Below are 20,798 nucleotides of genomic sequence, written 5' to 3'. Positions count from 1 at the left end.
CGCCGTTGTAGAAATTGAACTCGCCGGCGTAAAGTAAATCGCCGCTGCCGACTTTGTTGGAATTAGCTATCAACGTACGGTAATAACCGAACTCGCCGCCGGTAAACTTCAAAAGTCCTTCAGGCAATTTGTCCATCGAGAACATTTTCGAATAACCGGCTGATGAAAAATCGCCGACTTCTGCATAATACGGTCCCTTGCCGTATTCAATCTTCTTCACCAATTCGGGAATGACGCTATTAATATCCATATAACCCTGTCCGTGGGCATGGGTAGGCATGTTCATCGGAATGCCATCGACGTACGTGGTAAAGTCGGTACCGTGGTCGAGATTGAACCCGCGTAGGAAATATTGGTTAGCTTTGCCGGAACCGCTGTGTTGGGTAGCCACTGCGCCGGGCACTACTTCCATAAGCTCGCCGTTACGGGAAAGCGGACGATATTCAAACTGTGCCTGACTAACTTCACCTTCGGAAGCCGATCCGGTTGTACCGATAAGATCTTTTTCCCGCCCTGCTTCGATGACCATTTCATCAAGTTCCAAAGGTTGAGAATCGGCGTTAACCATTACACAGTTCATGCCTAACACAACCCCGATGCCAAGGCAGATTTTAGAGTTTTGTTTTTGTTTGATACGCATAGCAACTTTTTTCTGATTGCCGAGCTGGACATGATAACAATTATAGCGGGAATATTTTTCGGAGTTTTCAGCGTATGTAACAGGGTACTAAAATCCGCAATTAGTAATGAACCGAAGATAAATTGTTGCAAATTTGCCCTAGCACCGTCCGCGCATAGTGGTTGTTTTGCACAACAGAGGACAATGAACTGTACTTTCATTTTTGCGGACAAGTCCTCCGCTGTGTTGAATTGAATGTAAAACAGCGTCCAATATATTCCAGTTTCAGCGTCCGTTTTATCAGCCTAGGGAAACTATGCAATAGTAATTTGCTATGGTAAATTTTGATGCTAATCGACAATTTCCATGCATTATTTAGAAGTTAATCTCTGCCAGCAGCCCATTTTTGAGTTTTTCAATCGCTTGTGTGTGTCTACGCGATTCCGGCAATTCATCGATTTCCTTAAGCGCAGAGGCTAGAGTTTGTTTAGCTTCACTGGTGCGTGCCAGTGTCTTGAGGATCAGGCCTTTTTTGTAGAGCAAAAAAGGAACGCGCTGGTGAGTCGCAAGCATTTGGTCGATCCGGCTCAATGCCGGCTCATAAAGTTTTTGCTCAACCTCCAACTCAAGCACCCGGTCGTTTAACGTGGGTAGAGAGCCGAGCCGGGCAATGCCGTCGTTCAACACTTCAATGGCTCTGTCGGTTTTGCCGGCGGCATGAAAAGCATTGGCGGCATAAAGCACATAGTCGGGTTTTATTTCCTGGGAATGATTGATGGCATTCAAATAGGCCTCGGCTGCATCGAAAGGTTTGCCCGATGCTGACAAGATATCACCGGTAAGTATAAAACCACGTGCTTTGGCGGCATCGTTTGTCGCCTGCTGGAGAAATTTATTCGCTGATTCCAACGCGGTGTCTGGCTGCTTCAGCATAAGTTGCGCCTGGGCGAGATGGTAGAGCGCTTCGATCCGTTTGGGCGCGAGTTTGTGCGCCTTGACGAAATCGTCGCGCGCATCGTCGGCGTGTCCCTCGTCCAATAACAATTGGCCGCGTTTAATAAGCAGGTTGACGTCCTTGGGATGATGGGCGATCTCGTGATCCAGTCCGTGGATACGTTCGTTAACATTGCCGTGAGCCGACGCGACACCGGCGTATCCCAGCAGCACGGTAAATAGCAGTACGTGTGTAAGCATGAGTTTTTCCTCCGTATAAAAAAGTGCCGGGCATCCGGGCGACAAGCCCGGATGCCCGGCGGGTTGGGTTATTGATAAGTGACAGTTAGTTTCGGCCGTTGCGCTTGCGTGCCGTACTCCGAAGAACGCAGATCAACGCCGTCGCTGGTGCCTCCATCCACGATCATGAAGCCGTTGTTGGCTGCCGAACCGTTGACCCAGCTTTGCACCAGAGAAATACCGGCGCTGTTCAGTTGAATGGTGTAGCTGCCTGTCGCAGACGGCAGGAAGGAACCGATCAATAAGCCTTGATTGGCAAGCGGATTGACACTGTTCCAAGTCGCAGTGCCTTCGGACCAGGCAGTGTTCACCGCGTATAGATTGTAGTTGCCAACACTTTTATTGGAGACCCTTAGAGTGACGGTGGCGTTGGTTACTGTGGCCGAAGAGGGGATCGATGAGACTGTCCACTTCATCAAACCAATCAGGCGACCGTAAGTGGCATCCGAACCATCTGCAAGCATGGTCGTAGCGTTGCCGTAGTTGGTGGTAGCTTTATTGCTGGCAACGTGGGTATCCTGCGTACCGGCATAAGCGTTCAGGCCATCCTGCAACTGTACGGTTTGCGGCGCGCCGCCCGGCGTGAACATGCCGGCATCCACGTTGACGATGCTGCTACCCGCCGCTGCGTTGAATACGGCGGTCTTGCCATCGGCTGGACTCGCATCGCTGTCGATACTATCGTTCGCGCCTTGATCCTGAGGCGAAATACTGCGTGTGCCTGGGGTGAATCGCACGTAGTAGTTACCGGCGGCTACGCTGGCGAATTGATAGCCGCCGCTGCTGTTGGTGGATTGCGTGGCAACCAGTGCGTTGGTGTCGGTATAGAGCCGCACCTCGATGCCCTGCAGAAAGCTTTCGCCCGCTACGCGGATGCCGTCCGCATTAACGTCCTGCCAGACCACGCCACTTACGTTAGCCAACTGCGGCGGAGGTGTGCCGCCTTTGGTCAGGGTGAAATAGTCGCGTACCGTGCCGTTGTTGTTCAGGAATTTGGCATCAAGCGTAAGGCCGTTCACATCCAGCACCATCGACCCCAACTCGTTCAACGAGAGGTACATAGCCGGATGGTTCAGCGTACCGCCGCCTATCGAGCCTGAACTACCCGCAACCGCATATACTGTACCCGCGTGAGCCACGCCGCCAACCGGTTTATTATAGGCTCCGGTGCCGTCGGTGCGACCACTGCCGGTTTGCACAACGTGGGTTGCATCGCTGAACGTCGAAGACAAACCATAATGGCCGTCAATGAATTTCGAGCGCTCGTAGGCATGGCTGTGACCTGTCAGTACCAGATCGATGCCGTAGGCCTCAAGGATGGGCAAGGTGTTCTGGCGCATCTCGACCATTTGGCTCTCGGTATCGGAATCATGCGAACCCTTGCTGTACGGTGGATGATGCCAGAAGGCGATGTTCCACTCCGCGTTGGAGGCTTGAAGATCGGATTCCAACCAAGTCAACATCGGACTGCCGGCGGTGCGGACCGAATCATGCGAATCGAGTACGATGAAGTGGATATTGCCGTAGTCGAAAGAGTAATATGCTTCGGTGCCGGAAGCCACGCCGCCTGCTTCCCCATTTTTGGGCAGCGAGAAGATGTTGTAATAGGGACCGGTCTGAGTGGCAGAATCCGCCGACGCGCCATCATGATTACCCAAGGTCGGCCAAGTCACGGACTGCCGGAACATATCGGGATACATATTGAACATATTCGACTGATATTCGGCATCAGTGCCGCTGTTGTAGGCGTTGTCGCCTAGTTGCAACCACAAATGAGTGGGATTAGCGCCGGTGAAATTGCGATATGCGTTGTAAACGGCGGTTTGACCAGCGCTGCCGTTGCCGGCGTCGCCGATCACCCAGATGCGCGTCGGTTGCTGTGTGCCAGTGGTAGGTGCGGTGGTGAAATAGGTGTTGCTGTCAGCGCCCGAAATCACCTGCGTAGTGGAACCAATTGAATAGTAGTATTTGGTCTGTGGATTGAGTCCGTTCACCTGTACGATGTGCTCGGTAGTAGACGCGGGTTGATCGAACGTGAGGTTTAGGTTCGCCGGGCTGGTGCCGACCCGTACGCGGCTGTCGGAAGCCAAGTCGGAACGCCAGCGCACAATGAGGCCGCTGGATGTGCCGGTTTGTAAATAAGGGCCACGGGTGAGAGCTAACGCGGCTGCCTCTTGAGCTGGTGCTGCCGCCATCAATGCGATAAGAACCGGCGAAGTAATGCGAAGAAGTTTTAACAAATTCATAAAAATCCTATAAGTTTGGTTAAAAAGGAATTTAAACAATATAGGTTAAATATGACAAAAGTTAGAGGATGTAAAACAGCGCCGAGAATTTATCAATTTTAGCGCTCATTTTTTCCAGAAAATCTACAAATTAGGACTTTCGCTATCCTCCCGAATAAGCCTTGATTCTGGGGTTACGCAGTTCTGCCAGCAAATAGTCGGAAAACAAGTCGGCTCGGACTTGATAGAGGGACTTTTTCAAGGAGGTCGCCAAGGTGATACGGTTTGAAACATTGCTAAGGTTGACGCCGGCTCTTGAAGAACCAGTGGCAGCGCGACAAGTAAGATAGCGGATTGGGATTTAGAATTTCACAGATTTTTTATGGGATCGTAACGGCATTCTGCGCAGGCGGACATTTTTACCTCCAGCAGTTTCAATGCTAACCGCGGCACCGCTACGCCAAGGCTCCCAATATCTTAAGCAATAATTCCTTGATTGGAATCTCGATGGCGAATAGCACCAGCATCGGAATTGCGGCTGGCAAGACCACAGCGAGGATCGCTGTCTTGCCGACGGGCACCGCCCGCATGTTCGCCACTGCCTCGTAAAGACTGACGGCATCGGCTACCGGGCCAATTTCCTGGGCTTCCAGCAAGGACGGGTCTTCCAGTGATTCCCCCAAAATCCAACGCCGGTGGACAAGACGTCCGTGTTCGCCGACCAGGGCACCATAGTCCAACAGCGCTTGCTTTTTGGCCGCTACAAGTTTGGGGATGAATACTATCAATGGCGTCAGGAACAACATAATCAAAAGGATCAGGAATACCACTACTTCCAGTTTCAAGGACATAACATGTACGCCGTGATAAACCACATCGTGCGCGAGGCGTGAAGCCAGCACGGCAGACAGAGCGAAAGCAAACAGGCTAAAGGCTTTGGGGACTCTTTGCAGGAAACCGAGGCCGCCGGCCCGATCGGAATGGGTGGGAACGATTTGCAGATCCAGTGCGGCAATTCGCTTCAAAAGTAGGAAAAGCAGGATCAGCCGCCACAGCCACACACAGAGGAGAGCAAGAAAGATCGGCTGAGCCACATGATCCAGCCACCAGCCGCCGAATCCCACATTGAAACGCGTTGGCTCGCCGATATTGGCCCACACCAGTTCATGTTTATCCTGGCTGGGCGGCTGGAATCCCAGCCAAGCGACGATAAGAGCCGCGATCACGATCCAGGGTAAGGAACTGTTGCGTAGTTGGACTATGCCCCGAAGAACTTCCCTGAATGCCTCCCGCTGTTCCTTCCGGATCAGGCCTGAGGTATGGAAATAGGGAATGAGGCGAGTGGTCATGCGATGCACGCCTCCTTCGCCGAGAATCAATAACGGCAGCGCGATCAGGAAACGAACGTGGATGCCGAAATGCTGGAGCAGAGGTTCGTTGACAGTCCCAGGCAACGCCCGGCCGTTGTAAACAGCCCAAGCCGCAACGGGCAGCCAAGCCAGCAGGCTGAAGAAAATCGCCCGGCGGATCAAGCCCAAGCCATGATCCGGAATCAGGCCGAAGCGGCGCTGTAAGCGGAACAACAGGTCGTCCCTGATCAGGGAGATTTCAAAATCGGAGTCTTGTGTGTTCATTTTCTATTTCCCTATCTGTCCAACATTAATTAATCATGTAGCCTCGCTACCGCATGTAGCAAAGGGACTATAAGTAATCGGACAACTGCTATGTAGATGCTATCCTGCTTTGAAAGCGTACAACTTAAAAATAATGAAAAGCCATGTAAATCAACAGGTATTGCTTTACATAAAGTGTACGATTTCTCACTCAGATGGGAGTAATTATGGATCTGTAGCCGGCGGATGCGCTGATATAAATTATCATGCACTCAAACCAATAGCTATTTATAAACTAACATTTTTAACTAACAAAACAATGGGTATGAATACTTAATAAATACTAACTCGAAAAACCTTCTGACGCCGGCACATCTACAACGGTTAGCCGAAAATAATTGCAAAAGACAGGTTTTAGCCGACTTACATACAGCTGTAACCTGACAAGCCTTGCAGTAAAAACATGGTTTAACGCTGTTTGCGTTTACGCCAGATATAAAATCCTGCGCCCATCAACACCAACGGTATGATTACCAAAAAGCCAAAGCCGATAACGGCGACGCTGATCTGGCTTAATTGCAGGCTTTTATCGGTTGCTATTTTGGCAGGGATGTCGATAAACCGGTCATCGTGAATCAGCCAGTTGATCATTCTTAAGCCAATGTCCAAATTGCCGACATTACCGAGGTAGGCGTTGGATAGAAAGTCGCCATCGCCGACAACGACGATGCGTTGCTCTTGAGCCTGTCCTGAGCTTGTCGAAGGACGGGTTAAGGCATAAGCAAAGGCAAGCGGGCCTTGCTTTTCGTCGCCGTCGGCATCAAAAAGAATTTTTCCGGCTATGGGGCCGGTTTCTGTCCATGATTGCGTTGCGCTTTTAAGTAATTCCACGGGTTGAAAATCTGTTTCTTCGCCGATTTCCAGTGCGGCGGTAACCGGATAAACGCTTATGGTTTGAAAGCCTTGGGTGATCGGATGGGGCAGATAATCGCTGGCAAGCACGAAGCTGGGGTCGTTGATGCCGTACAGCTTGGATTTTCCGTCTACCAGGGTTCCTGGTAGCTGGCGCAAACCTAGGGCTTGTAACAATGCGTCCAAATGGTGGTTGCCCGGATCGGTTAGTAACAGCAGGTTGCCGCCTTGCCGGATGTAGCGTTTGATTAGTTCAATTTCAGCGGTCAGCAACGGCACGGCGGGGGCGGTAATCACCAGCAACGCGGAGTTGCTTGGAATGTCCGGCATGGTCGCCAGATTGAGTGCTTGTGCCTTGATTTTGCGCCGGTCCAGTTCCTTGCCGAATTGGCCCAAGTCGAAATTGGCGATGCCGTCCGGGGCGCGCTCGCCGTGGCCGGTCAGGAACGTGACCCAGCGTTCGTCGGCGTTAGCCAGTTGCAATAGCGCGTTGGTCAGCGATGATTCGTCGATAAAATTCAGTTTTTCAGTGCGACCCTGATACTCGACAATAATGGCGCCTGTCGCGTCTATATTGAGTTCGCGGACTTTTTCCGGTTGCGAATCAGGGTCTATAAAAACTAGGCTCAGGTCGGCTTTATGGCGTTTATAGCGGTCAACCAATTGCGCAATCTGGCTTCTTAGCGCCGGGTCTTTTTTGATATAAGCGGTGAGCTGGATCTTACCGGGCAGCGATTCCAACAGTTTTTGCGATGCTTGGGACAGGCTGTTACTACTGTTTCTGGTTATGTCGGTTTCTGTGCTATAGCGGGTACTTAACCAGGCCAGTGAGCCGATTAAGCACAATAAAGCCAGAGTGATTCCCAAGTTTTTTAAACGGATTTGTTGATGTTTATGCGGCGATATTTTCATTTTTGTAAGCGGTCGTTATCCAGGCTGTGAATGCTGAGTGCAATAAAGATAGTGATAAACAGCAGGAAATAACTGACATCGACTGAGCTGATCAGGCCGCTTTGGATGTTCTGGAAGTGTCTCAGCATCGACAGGTATTCAAACAGTTCGCTACGATGATCATTCATACCGACCGACCAGTCTAAAATCCACAATAACAATAACATGCCGAAAGTACTCATTGCGGCAACAGTCGGATGGCTGGCGATACAGGACATAAACAAGCCGGTAGCGGCAAATGCGGTAACCAATAAAAGTAAACCTAAAATATTGGCAAATAATTTGCCAAAATCCAGCTCAGCACCGAATAGCAAAGATAGCGGCATCAGGGTGATCAGTGCAATGATTAGCAGCATCAGTCCGAGTATGCCTAAATACTTGCCAAGAATAATGTCGATATTGGAAACTGGTGCGGAAAGCAGTAATGCCAAGGTTTTGTTGCGGCGCTCTTCGCAAATCAGGCGCATAGTTAATAACGGCGTGACCAGCAACAGAATAATGCCGGCATTGCCGAACAATGGCGGCACGATAATATCGGTCAATCCGGGCGCACCTTCGATTGTAGCTAGTTTGGGCTGGAGCTCTGCGAACGCTTCAACTTGGGTTAAAAACAAAAATGCCAGGATGAATTGCAATATGGCTAATATCGTCCAGGCCATCGGCGATAGGAACAGGCTTCTGAATTCGCGGGAAGCGATTTTTAAAATCATGGTCATTACTCAGTTAGAGAAATAGAACGCAGATGACGCAGATGGTTATGATTGAATAGGATTTATTTTATCAGCGTTTATCATAATCATCTGCGTTCTATTGCATTTGATGGCGCTGAATAGTCGCAAATCATGCTCATAATTCGCGATGCTCTTTAGTTAAGCTGATAAAAATATCTTCCATCGATCTTTTCACCGGCGTCAACTCCTGTAATCCCCATCCGGCGGCAATGATCTGTTCGGCAATTTGTTCGGCCGGATTGGCGGTTACGCTGTGGTGAATTTTGATCCGGTTTTCCGAAATACTTTCAATTGAACTGACGCCGGGAATGCTTAATAGTCTGTTGGTATCTACTGTCAGCCGGGTAGCGACTTGCAGTGTGCCGGTATCCATTTGCCGGTTAAGTCCCGCTATGGTTTCGTTCAGGATCAGCTGTCCCTGATCAATGATTTGCACATGGGTGCAGGATTCCTGCACTTCGGTCAGTATATGGGTGGACAAGATGACGCCGTGATCTTGTCCCAGTTCCCGGATTAAGGAACGGATTTCCCTAATTTGAATGGGATCAAGACCGACAGTCGGCTCATCAAGCACGATAACTTCAGGATTATGCAAAATGGCTTGAGCAATGCCTACTCGTTGTTGAAAACCTTTGGACAGATTGGCGATCAGTCGGTCGGCGACGTCGGTTAAACCGCAACGCTCTTGAGCTCGATTAATTGCGCCAGTGACGGAACTTTTGGCGATGCCGTGCAACCGGGCGCAATAAAGCAGGAATTCCTGCACCGTTAGTTCTTTGTATAGCGGCGGCGTATCGGGCAAATAGCCCAGATTTAGTTTAGCGGCTTTAGGTTGATCCAGCAGGTCGAAACCGTTGATTTTAATTTGCCCGGCGCTGGGCGCGAGATTGCCGCACAGCATTTGCATCGTGGTGGTTTTACCAGCGCCGTTAGAGCCTAGAAAACCAAGTACTTCGCCTTTAGCTAGAGTAAAACTGACATCGTTAACGGCACAATGGTTGCCGTAATAACGGGTTAGATGATCGGCTTCGATAAGAGTAATCATACAGGTTACTGAAGGCGTTGCTGCAGTATTTGTAATTCAGCCTGAATTTTTTTCCGGTAAAACAGAAACTTCCAGCGCGCGCCGCCGCAGTGTCGCCAAAGGATGGCAGAACGTATTCCGGCCAACAGACAAGCGCGTATTTTATTAACGACGTCGGGCCGGGATAAATATTCCTGTTCGCCATTAACCATGATTCTCGGCTGCATGGTGCTGATGGTGGTGTGATATATGTCGCCAAGATTTGCCAGCACATTCTCATGCAGCAGGCCAAAATGCTCTGATTGTGTCTGGGCGCGTTCAATGCCGGCGAAAATGCTTTTAAGCATGCCGGGTTGCTTGGATAGTTGAGTTTCCAGGAAAACCAGCGAGGCTGCATACCGGGCTTGTTCAGGATTAGCAATTTTGAAGGCGGTCATTTGACCGTTAAGCTGTTCAATTCCCAGCTTAAGGCCGGACAATCCGCCAAAAACATTTTCTATGCCATACTCATCACTAACAAAGAGGCTGGTTATACTGGACTCAAGGGCGGCCGAATCGGCTGATCCAGTCGTTGCAAGTTGTTGAACCAGCGCTGCTGACTGAGCAATACCGGCCAGAGCGATAGTCTGGTTGATGATTGTATTTAACGACATAATTATTTTATATTGCCCATAATGTCTTTTGCCCAATTTATACTTTTAATATAAGTGTCGCCAATAACGGATTGGTCAATATCCTTAAATGATATTGATGAAATATCCCAATGTTCATAACTAATGACACATTTAAGCGCTTCACCGCCTAGCCCTTTTTTATGCAAGATGGCGGAAACAATATCATCGGCCAGTGGCAATTGGCTGAGCGCGTCATTCAATGGCATGTCCAGTAAGCTATCCAAATTGGATAAGATGCCAATCAGGAAAAAATTGTCTGACTTATCGCCGCTCAGACCGGCCAACTCCTCGCACATTTTGCCGCGGATCAATGCGTTCTGCATTACAGCTTCCGGCTTATTGGATAAGGATGCAAGTGTTAATATGTTTATCCAGCGTTTTATTTCTTTTAGCCCCAAATAAGAAATAGCATGGTTAATGGATGAGACTTTATTGGGTAAGGCGAAAAACGCGGAATTTATATAGTGCAACAATTTATAGCTGAGGCCGACATCCAGGGATATTATCTTGGTTAGATCGTCAAATTCGACATCCGGGTTATTAGCTGTGTTTAATAATTGGATGGCCGCTGTTTGATTGACGCTCAAGCGTTTGCCGGAAACTATATTGGGTTTGTTGAAGAAGAACCCCTGGAAATAATCACAGCCTAATTCGAGGAGGTATTGATATTCAGCGTATGTTTCTACTTTTTCAGCGAGCAGTTGTACATTGTAGGGTTTGAGTTGTTTTATTAAATCTCGTGTTTTTGACTCGCCCATTTCCATAATATCCAACTTGATGATGTCGGCAAACTCTACCAGTGGCGTCCATTCTTCGGAAAACACAAAGTCATCCAAGGCAATGATATAACCAAGATTCGATAGCTCTTTTAAATTGGCGACAATTCTTGAGTCGATTTCAACATTTTCTAGTACTTCAATGACAATCCGGTCTTTAGGAAGATGTAAAGGAGTTTTGTCCAGGATATTTTGAGTCGTAAAATTAATGAAGGCTTTGTGGGATCCAACAATGGTATTAAGCCCTAGTTCTAAAATAGTATCGGTAATGACCTGATTGGTTGCTTGCGTAGCGCCTTCCTTATGGTTCAGATCAAAATCACTACCTCTGAAAAGAAGTTCATAGGCGTATATATCCAATTTTTTGTCAAAAATCTGTTGCCGCCCAATTATAATATCTGCCATTTAGTTGCTTAGGTATTAGATTTAAAAAGTGAAGGTGACGCTTAGAAAAGCATAATCCTGCTTATCGGATTGATTTTATACCATGATTATCGACTGTCAGTCGAGTATGATGTATAAGCATTGTTACAGATATGTTTCAATGCAGGTTTTCTGCTACAACGAGGACAAACAATGACTGAATCAGTATCGTTAACTGTTAATGGCATGAAATGCGGCGGTTGTGAAGCCAATGTAATGAGTAAACTGCAAACTATCGATGGTGTGTTGTCGGTTAATGCGTCAAGCAAAAATAAGGAAGTTAACGTTCAATTTGATGCTGGAAAAACCAGCCTGGACGCTATTGTCGAGGCTATTACTGAAGCCGGCTTTAATGTGGAGGCACCTTAAGAGGTGATTTTATGAGTGCAGAAACTTCTGACGAATTGCGTTTATCCATTTTAGGCATGCGTTGCGCAGGCTGCGTCAGCGCCGTAGAAGGTGCTTTGGCGTCAGTTGAAGGCGTGGCTTCGGTCAGCGTCAATTTTGCCGATCATTCCGCCGTGGTTAAAGGCGATGCCGACCCGGAGCTGCTAAAACAGGCCGTTAAAGAGGCCGGCTACGATGCAGCTGTAATGGAGGGGGTTGAAGATCCTTCCGAGCAGGAAGAGCAAGAACTGCAACGCTATCGACAGCTGATGAAAAAAGCGGCCGTAGCGGCAGTCTTCGGGCTGTCGCTGATGGCAGCCGAACATTTTAATTGGTTACCGGAAATCGGTTCGGCAACAGGCTTATGGGTCTGGCCGGAAATTGCCCTCATCACCTTCAGCATACTAATCTATTCAGGTTTGCATTTTTACAGCGGCGCGTACAAGTCATTAACGCTGGGCCAAGCCAACATGGATACCCTGATTGCCTTGGGTACAGGTTCAGCGTGGTTATATTCCTGCATTGTTCTCGATTATTACAATACCCTGCCATCTTTAGCGAAACACGCCTATTTTGAAGCCGCCGTGATGATACTGGCTTTTATAAATCTGGGTTCCGGTTTGGAAACGCTAGCCAGAGGAAAAACCTCCAGCGCCATTCGTAAGTTGATCGGCTTGCAGCCGCGTACGGCGCGTGTGGTCAGAAACGGCGAAGAAATGGATATTGCTATCGAGCAAGTCGGTTTGGGAGAAACGTTAAGAGTCAGGCCCGGCGAGAAAATCGCCGTCGACGGTATGTTGTTGGAAGGTCATTCCACAGTTGATGAGTCGATGCTGACCGGCGAATCGCTGCCGGTAGAAAAAACCGTGGGTTCGGAAGTGGTCGCCGGAACCATGAACCAAACCGGCAGTTTTTTATTTACCGCAACCCGCATCGGCCGGGATACTGCATTAGCGCAAATAATCAAAAGTGTCCGGCAAGCGCAAAGCAGCAAACCCGAGATCGCCCGGTTGGCAGATAAAATTTCCAGCGTTTTTGTACCGGCTGTGGTCGCGTTTTCAGTGCTGACTTTTTTGATTTGGTACGCTTTTGGGCCCGAACCTTCACTAGGTTATGCTTTTGTCACCTCCATGACTGTTTTGGTTATCGCCTGTCCTTGCGCCTTGGGCTTGGCGACGCCTATCTCCGTGATGGTAGCGGTAGGCAGAGCCGCCCAGTCAGGCATTTTGATCCGTAAAGGCGAAGCCTTGCAAATGGCGGGTAAATTAACCTGTTTGATACTCGATAAAACCGGCACGGTAACCGAGGGTAAACCTACTGTCTCGACGGTTGAAGCTATCGGCGACATTAGCAAAGAACAAGTGTTGCAGTTGGCGGCAAGCATTGAATCGGGCTCGGAACATCCATTGGCGACAGCTATTTTGACGGCAGCGCAAGAAAGCCAAATAAGACTGGAAAAAGTTAAACAATTTACTGCCGTCGCAGGCCATGGGGTGATGGCGACCATTAATGACCGGCGCGTGTTGTTCGGTAATAAGGCGTTGATGGACGAGCAAGGCGTTAGCTTCACGCGCTTTAATAACCGGCTGGAAAAACTAGCGGCTTTGGGGCAAACGCCGATGCTGCTGGCCGTAGACAGCAAAATAACCGGCATTATTGCTGTTTCCGATCCGATTAAAAAAGATTCGGCACACGCGGTTCAGCTATTGAAAGATCAGGGCGTACGCATCATCATGGTGACCGGGGACAATCATATAACCGCTCACGCCATTGCTAAACAAGCCGGTATTGCCGAAGTGCGGGCGCAGGTGTTGCCTCAAGATAAAGCGGCGGTAGTTAAAGAGTTGCAACAAATGGGTGAAATTGTCGGCATGGTCGGCGACGGTATTAACGATGCGCCCGCATTGGCTCAGGCCGATGTCGGTTTTGCGATAGGTACCGGTACCGATGTGGCTATTGAAAGCGCCGATGTGGTTATTTTGCAAGGTTCCTTGCTGAAAGTCCCCGAAGCGATTGAGTTATCCAAAGCGACAGTCATCAATATCAAACAAAACCTGATTGGCGCATTTTTTTATAATACTGTCAGCATTCCGGTTGCGGCGGGTTTGCTGTACCCGATTTTCGGCGTGTTATTAAACCCGATGATTGCCGGCGCGGCTATGGCTCTATCCTCTGTGACAGTGGTTAGCAACGCCAACCGTTTGCGCTGGACAAAATTTACTGAGAGCAAATAGCGTTAGACATAGTCCCTGACATATTCACGGACGAATAGCCGCATCGGCGCATTCCGTAGTTGATATTGCCGGTAAGCCTGATCGACATCTAGCGGCGTGATATGCGCATACACCCCGAACCCGGTCTTTGCGGTGAATTCATCGCTTAAAATTTCGATAAACACTGTCCAGGAGGAATCTGCTGTATTTGTGTTTTGCGTTGTCATGGCCGTGCTCCTAAGAAAACAATTAAATTCATCATCTATTGAGCATAAAAAGTGCCGTTTTAAAAATACCGTTATACAGCATTGTATTAGCGTATCGCTATGCATTGCTTTTGGAGATATATGGCGATAAACCGGCACTAAATTTCCTTAATATCTTATCGACGGTCATAATTGTCTTGAAAGCAATACCGGGATTGTGGCGGGCGGAACTTGAAACAAATAAACCATGAACCTAGGAAAAATCATTTAATCCACGAAAACCAAAAGTAGGTGCTTTAGGCAACACAAAAAGCACGAAAAAATTCAAATAGATACCCAATTGCAGGTAGTCACCCAAAGGGTGAAGGACTAAATCAATGGAACATATTGATTTCTTTCGTGCTTTTTGTGCTTTTCGTGGACTAACTGCGTTTTTTAGGATGAATGAGCCGAATAAGCTGGAAGCGATGTTTTTTAGTTCTCTTCGTCTTGCCACGATAAGCTTCTAAAGTAGAGCTAACCAAGCGCGGCACGGAAAGCTGAAAAAAAACCGCATTATAGCCGCGCTCCGGTTGAACGTAATGTTAGCGGTTGCGGGCGACATAAAGAAACCTGCCCCATGCCCATTGAACTATGAAAGTTACTAAACCAACAGCACCGTAAATAAGAAAGGCATTAAACGTTACACAAAACCACAAAACTAGATACGCAAGCCAACTCCAAGCGGGTAAATGGTGCCAAGATGCCGGTACGAACGTCATCCAAGGCAATGTGAGCATGAAAAAAGGAATTGCACTCTCACCTGAGTCTGCTGGATTGGTTTTGACCGAATAGATGTGCGCAACAAAAACAGTCATTGCAAGTAGCACATAAAGGGTGGCGACAGCTATTCCTACCTTGGAAGTCTTTAATAACCTCACTGGCATTCCATGACCGCTAACGTAAAGCTAAGGCCGCGCGCCGCAGCCATACGGTGTATACGCCAATTTGTACAGCGTCGGCCTTGAACGACGGGTTAGGAGTGCCCAGCCGAAGCCAAACTTTGATTCCCTTTGACCTTTCACTTTATTGTCTTTGAGTCATTGAGAAAACTGGTGTCCGATGTTTTATCAGACACATCAAATGGCCCGGTAAGGGACTCAAGATGGTTGAACCAGCGATCCCCAAGATTATCGATGAAATCAACCAAGCGTTGAGGCGCATGCTCTGAATAGGATGGGACCCAGAGCAGGTGCGCGTACTCGCTTTCTGGCACTTCTACATAAGTATTGACGGTTATATATACGCAGCACTGAATTGCTGAATTTGAATTCAGCAAAATATCGGAAATTAGCGCGCGTACAAAATATGGCTCTAACGACTTAAAGCCATCATTTACTATCATCGTTACACCAAAGCCGTTCTCAAAGGGCAGATTCTTCTTTGTGCTCTTTATTTGAGAGTTTGCCTTTTTTAGTATTCTTCCAAGTGGCTCTCTAAAAATTCTAACGAAGTCAGCAATGAATGCCTTTGAATGACCGACACCACCGAAGAGGGCTGGTCGCCAAGAAGGATCATTCCTGTAGTGCTTTTCATGGAGGCCAATAAGCTTGTCAACTATTCCTCCGGCCTTGCCGAAGTCGGTAGTAACCTCTTTGAGCTCAATAATTACTCCAGCTTCCCTAAAAATGTAGTCGGCATTTTCGAAAGGCGGCGGGTTTGGTAATTCGTCCGATATCTTCACCCCGCCAATTGATCTGACAAAGCCATCAATTGTTTCTTCAACCGCTAAGGGTGCATGTGGAGTAAACATATGCCTCACGTGCCTAACGCAAAGTTGAGGGGCGCCACGCTTTTGCGGCGTCCCGCTCGAACGACGGGTTGGGTTGATACTCGCTAGACATTTGGCTCCTCCATGTTTTGCGAGGCGATGATGATGCCCATTATTTTGTTGCGAAACCAACCATTGAAAAAGCAGAGGTAGAACAATACCGACAAATCGGCAAGTGTAATGATTGTCTTGAACCCCTTCAGTGTCTCTGTGGTATTGATGACTTCAGCAAAAACAACAGCGAGCAATCCGTACATGAGATGAAAGTTGGCCCAACTTTCCTTTCCCCGTTTAACCGTAGCAGTTAAACCGGATTTTCGTTTGAACCAACCACGGTCTTTTACAAAGGCGTACAAAAATAACGTGACGAATATAGCCTGAAAAGCAGCAAACGATGTTGCATCTCCGATTGCACATTTCAGAAAAATCATGAAGTCATTAATAGTCATAGTGATTTAATGCCCAACGTTAAGTAAATACCTTTTCAAGTGTATATTAAATTTCAAAAACAGGTGTATATCCTATACATCTGTTTATATTTTTCATGATGCTATGGTATTTATCCTTTGATAGCAAAACGTTTCGGCCATTGATTTCTACACCTATAATTCCTTCCAAAATTACTAATTAGTACGCAATCCTATCAATGATCCCGTTGAATAATATAAAGCGACAAATCGCGTAACAAATCGGCTTCGCTGCCAAAAATACTCAGGTTATCCAGCGCTTGCTCATGCAGTTCTTGCGCTTTTTGTTTGGCTCCGGCCAGGCCCAATAGGGCGGGGTAGGTGGGTTTGTTGTTATCCTGGTCTTTGCCTTGGGTTTTACCTAACGTTGCGGTATCGCTTTCTTCGTCGAGAATGTCGTCTTTAACCTGGAACGATAAGCCGATGCATTTTGCATAATTATCCAGTTTTTTGGCGACATTCGGGTCTATATCGGCTTTCGCCAGAGTCGCCATATTGACGCTGGCACGGATCAATGCGCCGGTCTTATGGATATGCATGTTTTCAAGCTCCGGCAAGGTCAAGCTGGTTCCGACGGATTCCAGGTCGATAGCTTGACCGCCGACCATGCCTTGAGAACCGCAGGCTTTGGTTAACGCAACGATCATTTTCAAACGGCCTTCAGCGGTTGCAGTAATGGTGGGATCGTTGGCCAGAATTTCAAAAGCCAAGGCTTGCAACGCATCGCCGGTTAAAATAGCGGTCGCTTCATCGAAAGCTACATGGCAAGTCGCTTTGCCGCGTCTGAGATCGTCATCGTCCATCGCAGGAAGATCGTCATGAATCAAGGAATAAACGTGGATGAATTCAACAGCGCAAGCGGGACCATCCAATGCTTCCGGGGCTATGCCCAGCGTTTTTCCGGTGCAGTAAGTCAGCATCGGGCGCATACGTTTGCCGCCATCCAAAGTACTGTAGCGCATCGCCCGGTGCAGTTTTTTCGGCAATATGTTTTCGCTGGGCAGGCGAGCGTCTAACGCTCTTTCTACACGGTTTTGACAAAAATCAAGATAGTCTTTTAACGCATTACTCATCGGTAAATGGCTCCAGGGTTTGAGTGCCGTTTTTTTCAATTAGGATTTGAACTTTCTGCTCGGCCTCTTGCAGGGCTTTTTGACAGGTGCGGGTCAGGTTAACTCCGCGCTCAAATGACTTTAACGATTCTTCGAGCGAGATGTCGCCTTGTTCAAGTTGGGTAACCAACTGCTCAAGTTCGGCAAGTGAGTCTTCAAATAAAGTCGGGGTTTTCTTTTTCGGCATGAGATAAAAATATTTTTAATGATACGATGTAATATTCAAGGCGAAGGGCAAAAGGCAAAAGGCGAAAAATTTTGTGCCTTTCGCCTTTTGTCTTTCGTCCTGCATTATATATGAAATTGAATTGTGAGTGATTAGGAAGTATGAGTAACGAATATAACGCGGCGGCAATTGAAGTTTTAAGCGGATTGGAGCCGGTGCGAAAGCGTCCCGGCATGTACACGGACACTACAAGGCCCAACCATCTGGTGCAGGAAGTCGTCGATAACAGTGTTGACGAGGCGATGGCAGGCCATGCTACATCTATTGATGTGGTCTTGTATAAAGAAGGCTCGGTGCTGGTCAGCGATAATGGCCGGGGCATGCCGGTCGATATGCATCCGGAACAAGGCATCCCCGGTGTCGAGGTGATTTTGACCCAACTGCATGCGGGCGGAAAATTTTCCAATAAAAACTACCAATTTTCCGGCGGCTTGCATGGCGTGGGCGTTTCGGTCGTTAACGCGTTGTCGGCAAAGCTGGAAGTGGAAGTTAAAAGGAATGGCAAGGTTTACCGAATGGAGTTTGCCGATGGCGAAAAGCAAACCGAGCTGACCGAGACCGGCACCGTCGGCAAGAATAATACCGGAACAACCGTTCGGTTTTGGCCGAATGAAAAATATTTCGATTCCAATAAAATATCGGTTTTAAAACTTAAGCATGTTTTGCGTGCCAAAGCGGTTTTGTGTCCGGGCTTGAAAATATCTTTGAAAGTCGATCAAACCGACGAAGAGTATGTTTGGTGTTATCAGGACGGCCTGAAAGAATATTTACTCGACCGCATCGGCGATATTGACTATTTCCCGGAACAGCCGTTTATGGGCAACATGGCTGCTAATCATGAAGCCGTTGAATGGGGCATCGTCTGGGCGACTGAAAATCCTGAGGAAGTATTGGCCGAAAGTTACGTTAACCTAGTGCCGACTGCGCAAGGCGGAACCCATGTCAACGGTCTGCGGGCTGGGCTGACCGAAGCGATGCGCGAGTTTTGCGACATTAGGAATATTCTGCCGCGCGGCGTTAAAGTCGCTCCGGAAGATGTATGGGAAAACTGCCATTTTGTGTTGTCGGTTAAATTGGAAGATCCGCAGTTTTCAGGGCAAACCAAGGAACGGCTCAGCTCCCGCGAATGCGTGGCCTTTGTGTCCGGCGTGGCGAAAGACAGCTTCAGTTTGTGGTTAAACCAGAACCCTGCCGAAGGCGAGAAAATCGCCGAAATTATTATTTCCAGTGCGCAAAAGCGGTTGCGTTCCAATAAAAAAATCATCCGTAAAAAAATCACCGCCGGCCCCGCATTGCCGGGCAAATTAGCCGACTGTTCTGCGCAGGATATTGCCCGGACTGAATTGTTCCTGGTCGAAGGGGATTCAGCCGGCGGTTCGGCCAAGCAGGCGCGTGAGCGTGATTTTCAGGCGATTATGCCGTTGCGCGGCAAGATTTTGAATACTTGGGAAGTCGAGTCGAACCAAGTGATGGCATCGCAGGAGGTTCATGATATTGCCGTAGCTCTGGGCATAGAACCGGGTTCTTCCGATTTGCAGAACCTGCGTTACGGCAAGGTGTGCATTCTGGCCGATGCCGATTCTGACGGCAACCATATCGCCACCCTGATCTGCGCCTTGTTTTATCAGCATTTCAATGCGCTGGTAATGGCCGGTCACGTCTTCGTCGCGATGCCGCCGTTGTATCGGATCGATGTCGGCAAACGGGTATTTTATGCGTTGGACGAAGCCGAACGCCAAGGGGTGCTGGATCGTATTGCCGCCGAAAAGCTTAAAGGCCAGATTAATGTACAACGATTTAAAGGTTTGGGCGAGATGAATCCCAGCCAGCTTCGGGAAACCACTATGAACCCCGATACTCGCAGACTAGTGCAGTTGACGGTAGCGGAAGACGATGACACCAACGGGCAACTTGATTTATTGCTGGCAAAAAAGCGCTCGCAAGATAGAAAGGTGTGGCTGGAAACCAAGGGGAATCTGGCTGATATAGTTTGATGTAAGATTTGTATGCGCCGCAAAGACACGAACGACCGCAAGAAGTAGTTAATGAAGAGATATGCAGTTTTATGTCTTCGTGTCTTTTATGATGGATTTACTTTTTCCGGCCAGTACTCGTAACAAACTGGTCTGAGTCATAACCTTTATCAGCCGATATGTAGCCGCCTCAGGCCCATCAATCAATGCTTCAGTTCCGGACGTGAGCAATCCAAATAACACGACTGCGACAAATAATCGATTGTTGGATGCCAAATATCATATGCTGGGCATATTCACTTTTATAAATCAAAGGTACGGCATATAAAGCAGGGAGCAGGTAAATAATCGTTTAAGACACAGTTGCTAGTTCTCGGAATGATGCGCTAAATGCGAAAACCTTCTCAAGCAATGCCTGCCTCTAGCCTTTTTGCAACGATAAAGTTAAAAGTGAATCATCAAACACTCCACATGAGTAGCCGATGAAATAAGGATGATGTCGCCGAATTCAGGATGTTTGACGCATTTAGCTGCAAGCATTCCCGCATAGTCAACTCTTTCAACTTCATCGTATACATCTTCGGAGATTTCCACATATTGTTGTATTGTCAGAGGCGTTATCTTTGCTGTTTTCATTTGGATAGTTTTCAAATAAATTAAAAGAAATGTCGGCAATAGAGCGTTTTGCCAACGTTTTATTGTTTTTCGTTATAAAATCTAACATGCACAAATGCATAAATATAAGTAATGTCTCACATTATTGATAAATAACCTTTATTTGTAAATTACCCTTCATTTTAAAGTGCAGCCATTGATGGCAATCCGTTTTGCTAAGGCCGTGATGCGCGTTAACAGCGGTTTTAAAAGCAGATACACTCAGTGCGCGTCGTTACTGCTAAAATAGCTATGCAGTGGATATATCGAGTTATTAGGTTAAAGTGTGATCCCCGAGTTATCAAACAACAATTTTGACATAAAAGCGTTTTTAAAAAACCTGACTACCCGCCCCGGCATTTACAAGATGCTTAATGATCAGGGCGAGATTATTTATATCGGCAAGGCCAAAAACCTTAAAAACCGCGTATCGAGTTATTTTAAAAAGCAAGCCGCTTCGACCAAACAGCAAAGGATGGTCGCAAAGATTGCGGCTATTGAAGTCACTGTCACGCATACTGAAGGTGAAGCGTTATTGCTGGAATGTCAGCAAATCAAGCGTCATAAAC

At 47.8% G+C, this 20,798-nt stretch carries 20 protein-coding genes; 4 read left to right on the top strand and 16 right to left on the bottom strand.

The annotated features are described in order from the left end of the window. From EPO18_RS09375 to EPO18_RS09335, 9 genes are all read right to left on the bottom strand, one after another. A partial coding sequence (locus EPO18_RS09375) for a TonB-dependent receptor plug domain-containing protein (RefSeq protein WP_472850883.1) occupies positions 1-640 on the bottom strand: 640 nt, incomplete at its 3' end. 354 nt (positions 641-994) lie between these two features. After that, the gene (locus tag EPO18_RS09370; RefSeq protein ID WP_292433100.1) at positions 995-1,813 is read right to left on the bottom strand and encodes a tetratricopeptide repeat protein; all 819 of its coding nucleotides are present in this window, start codon (positions 1,811-1,813) and stop codon (positions 995-997) included. A gap of 68 nt (positions 1,814-1,881) precedes the next feature. Continuing rightward, positions 1,882-4,098, bottom strand: coding sequence for a DNRLRE domain-containing protein (locus tag EPO18_RS09365; protein WP_292433099.1), 2,217 nt, complete (start codon positions 4,096-4,098; stop codon positions 1,882-1,884). Between the two features lie 434 nt (positions 4,099-4,532). Continuing rightward, a complete protein-coding gene (locus EPO18_RS09360) occupies positions 4,533-5,711 on the bottom strand; it encodes a hypothetical protein (protein WP_292433098.1) in 1,179 nt (392 codons plus the stop codon). A 447-nt stretch (positions 5,712-6,158) separates the two neighbouring features. After that, complete coding sequence (locus EPO18_RS09355; protein WP_292433097.1) at positions 6,159-7,514, bottom strand: GldG family protein; 1,356 nt, start codon at positions 7,512-7,514, stop codon at positions 6,159-6,161. Then, complete coding sequence (locus EPO18_RS09350) at positions 7,511-8,263, bottom strand: ABC transporter permease subunit (protein WP_292433096.1); 753 nt, start codon at positions 8,261-8,263, stop codon at positions 7,511-7,513. Before EPO18_RS09350 ends, EPO18_RS09355 begins: the two co-directional genes overlap by 4 nt. Positions 8,264-8,399: 136 nt before the next feature. Beyond that, a complete protein-coding gene (locus tag EPO18_RS09345; protein WP_292433095.1) occupies positions 8,400-9,329 on the bottom strand; it encodes an ABC transporter ATP-binding protein in 930 nt (309 codons plus the stop codon). Positions 9,330-9,334: 5 nt separating this feature from the next. Then, positions 9,335-9,961: a high frequency lysogenization protein HflD gene (hflD, locus tag EPO18_RS09340; protein WP_292433094.1), complete on the bottom strand. Its 627-nt coding sequence runs from the start codon at positions 9,959-9,961 to the stop codon at positions 9,335-9,337. A 2-nt stretch (positions 9,962-9,963) separates the two neighbouring features. Then, positions 9,964-11,163, bottom strand: a complete 1,200-nt coding sequence (locus tag EPO18_RS09335; protein ID WP_292433093.1) for an EAL and HDOD domain-containing protein — start codon at positions 11,161-11,163, stop codon at positions 9,964-9,966. A gap of 171 nt (positions 11,164-11,334) precedes the next feature. Here EPO18_RS09335 and EPO18_RS09330 point away from each other — a divergent pair, with 171 nt between their 5' ends. After that, a complete protein-coding gene (locus tag EPO18_RS09330) occupies positions 11,335-11,550 on the top strand; it encodes a heavy-metal-associated domain-containing protein (protein WP_292433092.1) in 216 nt (71 codons plus the stop codon). A gap of 11 nt (positions 11,551-11,561) precedes the next feature. Next, entirely contained in the window at positions 11,562-13,802 is a 2,241-nt protein-coding gene (locus tag EPO18_RS09325) for a heavy metal translocating P-type ATPase (RefSeq protein ID WP_292433091.1), read from the top strand. Between the two features lie 2 nt (positions 13,803-13,804). On the opposite strand, the gene EPO18_RS09320 is transcribed toward EPO18_RS09325, so the two are convergent. The 6 genes from EPO18_RS09320 to EPO18_RS09295 form a co-directional block, all read right to left on the bottom strand. Further along, complete coding sequence (locus EPO18_RS09320; protein WP_292433090.1) at positions 13,805-14,008, bottom strand: hypothetical protein; 204 nt, start codon at positions 14,006-14,008, stop codon at positions 13,805-13,807. A gap of 563 nt (positions 14,009-14,571) precedes the next feature. Continuing rightward, positions 14,572-14,913, bottom strand: coding sequence for a hypothetical protein (locus EPO18_RS09315; protein ID WP_292433089.1), 342 nt, complete (start codon positions 14,911-14,913; stop codon positions 14,572-14,574). Between the two features lie 134 nt (positions 14,914-15,047). Beyond that, a complete protein-coding gene (locus EPO18_RS09310; RefSeq protein ID WP_292433088.1) occupies positions 15,048-15,779 on the bottom strand; it encodes a hypothetical protein in 732 nt (243 codons plus the stop codon). A gap of 83 nt (positions 15,780-15,862) precedes the next feature. Then, positions 15,863-16,246, bottom strand: coding sequence for a hypothetical protein (locus tag EPO18_RS09305; RefSeq protein ID WP_292433087.1), 384 nt, complete (start codon positions 16,244-16,246; stop codon positions 15,863-15,865). A 194-nt stretch (positions 16,247-16,440) separates the two neighbouring features. After that, the gene (gene ispA / locus EPO18_RS09300; protein WP_292433086.1) at positions 16,441-17,337 is read right to left on the bottom strand and encodes a (2E,6E)-farnesyl diphosphate synthase; all 897 of its coding nucleotides are present in this window, start codon (positions 17,335-17,337) and stop codon (positions 16,441-16,443) included. Beyond that, on the bottom strand, positions 17,330-17,563 hold the full coding sequence (locus EPO18_RS09295) for an exodeoxyribonuclease VII small subunit (RefSeq protein ID WP_292433085.1): 234 nt from the start codon (positions 17,561-17,563) through the stop codon (positions 17,330-17,332). Before EPO18_RS09295 ends, ispA begins: the two co-directional genes overlap by 8 nt. 140 nt (positions 17,564-17,703) lie before the next feature. Between EPO18_RS09295 and parE the strand changes: the two genes are divergently transcribed. Further along, positions 17,704-19,596 carry a DNA topoisomerase IV subunit B gene (gene parE, locus EPO18_RS09290; protein WP_292433084.1) on the top strand — a complete coding sequence of 631 codons (1,893 nt, stop codon included), beginning with the start codon at positions 17,704-17,706 and terminating at the stop codon, positions 19,594-19,596. Positions 19,597-20,019: 423 nt separating this feature from the next. Here parE and EPO18_RS09285 read toward each other — a convergent pair whose 3' ends face one another. Beyond that, positions 20,020-20,211, bottom strand: coding sequence for a hypothetical protein (locus EPO18_RS09285; RefSeq protein ID WP_292433083.1), 192 nt, complete (start codon positions 20,209-20,211; stop codon positions 20,020-20,022). Between the two features lie 304 nt (positions 20,212-20,515). On the opposite strand from EPO18_RS09285, the gene EPO18_RS09280 reads away from it, so the two are divergent. Further along, positions 20,516-20,798, top strand: a 283-nt coding sequence (locus EPO18_RS09280) for a GIY-YIG nuclease family protein (protein ID WP_292433082.1), incomplete at its 3' end; no start/stop codon positions are given.

This window comes from Methylobacter sp. (genome assembly GCF_004322395.1).
Taxonomy (GTDB): Bacteria; Pseudomonadota; Gammaproteobacteria; order Methylococcales; family Methylomonadaceae; genus Methylobacter_A.
The sequence above is the reverse complement of the archived record's forward strand: the minus strand, read 5'-3'. Positions and strand labels throughout refer to the sequence as shown.

What these genes read in the sequence shown, in the direction of transcription:
- EPO18_RS09335 (WP_292433093.1), bottom strand. Translation starts at nt 11,163, where the DNA reads ATGGCAGATATTATAATTGGGCGGCAACAGATTTTTGACAAAAAATTG.
- parE (WP_292433084.1), top strand. Translation starts at nt 17,704, where the DNA reads ATGAGTAACGAATATAACGCGGCGGCAATTGAAGTTTTAAGCGGATTG.
- EPO18_RS09370 (WP_292433100.1), bottom strand. Translation starts at nt 1,813, where the DNA reads ATGCTTACACACGTACTGCTATTTACCGTGCTGCTGGGATACGCCGGT.
- EPO18_RS09320 (WP_292433090.1), bottom strand. Translation starts at nt 14,008, where the DNA reads ATGACAACGCAAAACACAAATACAGCAGATTCCTCCTGGACAGTGTTT.
- EPO18_RS09330 (WP_292433092.1), top strand. Translation starts at nt 11,335, where the DNA reads ATGACTGAATCAGTATCGTTAACTGTTAATGGCATGAAATGCGGCGGT.
- EPO18_RS09345 (WP_292433095.1), bottom strand. Translation starts at nt 9,329, where the DNA reads ATGATTACTCTTATCGAAGCCGATCATCTAACCCGTTATTACGGCAAC.
- EPO18_RS09295 (WP_292433085.1), bottom strand. Translation starts at nt 17,563, where the DNA reads ATGCCGAAAAAGAAAACCCCGACTTTATTTGAAGACTCACTTGCCGAA.
- EPO18_RS09355 (WP_292433097.1), bottom strand. Translation starts at nt 7,514, where the DNA reads ATGAAAATATCGCCGCATAAACATCAACAAATCCGTTTAAAAAACTTG.
- hflD (WP_292433094.1), bottom strand. Translation starts at nt 9,961, where the DNA reads ATGTCGTTAAATACAATCATCAACCAGACTATCGCTCTGGCCGGTATT.
- EPO18_RS09305 (WP_292433087.1), bottom strand. Translation starts at nt 16,246, where the DNA reads ATGACTATTAATGACTTCATGATTTTTCTGAAATGTGCAATCGGAGAT.
- EPO18_RS09360 (WP_292433098.1), bottom strand. Translation starts at nt 5,711, where the DNA reads ATGAACACACAAGACTCCGATTTTGAAATCTCCCTGATCAGGGACGAC.
- EPO18_RS09365 (WP_292433099.1), bottom strand. Translation starts at nt 4,098, where the DNA reads ATGAATTTGTTAAAACTTCTTCGCATTACTTCGCCGGTTCTTATCGCA.
- EPO18_RS09325 (WP_292433091.1), top strand. Translation starts at nt 11,562, where the DNA reads ATGAGTGCAGAAACTTCTGACGAATTGCGTTTATCCATTTTAGGCATG.
- EPO18_RS09350 (WP_292433096.1), bottom strand. Translation starts at nt 8,263, where the DNA reads ATGATTTTAAAAATCGCTTCCCGCGAATTCAGAAGCCTGTTCCTATCG.
- EPO18_RS09285 (WP_292433083.1), bottom strand. Translation starts at nt 20,211, where the DNA reads ATGAAAACAGCAAAGATAACGCCTCTGACAATACAACAATATGTGGAA.
- EPO18_RS09315 (WP_292433089.1), bottom strand. Translation starts at nt 14,913, where the DNA reads ATGCCAGTGAGGTTATTAAAGACTTCCAAGGTAGGAATAGCTGTCGCC.
- ispA (WP_292433086.1), bottom strand. Translation starts at nt 17,337, where the DNA reads ATGAGTAATGCGTTAAAAGACTATCTTGATTTTTGTCAAAACCGTGTA.
- EPO18_RS09310 (WP_292433088.1), bottom strand. Translation starts at nt 15,779, where the DNA reads ATGTTTACTCCACATGCACCCTTAGCGGTTGAAGAAACAATTGATGGC.